Source organism: Bradyrhizobium sp. Kon56 (assembly GCF_055807635.1).
In genome coordinates this window covers 1-280 of sequence record NZ_JBVVOU010000381.1, presented here as the reverse complement: position 1 = coordinate 280, position 280 = coordinate 1, and the positions used below count along the sequence as shown (strand labels likewise).

Here is a 280-nt window from a genome sequence, read left to right as displayed (position 1 = left end):
CTCATTACGGCAGCTATGCGTTTGCCCAGTCCGATAGCGTGCTTTGCGACTTGGTGGTGGCGGCCAGGAAGACTGCGCAGCTCCTCGACAGCGCGCTGGCAGGTGTCGCTAGAACGGGGATGATTCTGGAGGGGTATGGCGTGGATCATTTGCACGCCAAGTTGTTTCCGATGCATGGCGCAGGGGAAGACAGCGCATTCAAAAAAATCAGCTCAAGGCAGGACAAATATTTTGAGCGTTACGAAGGCTACCTTTCCTCCCATGACGCGGCCAGGGCCGA

Annotated in this window: 1 protein-coding gene; it reads left to right on the top strand. The window is 56.8% G+C overall.

Annotated features, from left to right (window positions below):
* On the top strand, window positions 1-280 hold a 280-nt coding region (locus tag AC0L3B_RS39385), incomplete at both ends, for a hypothetical protein (protein ID WP_473383191.1).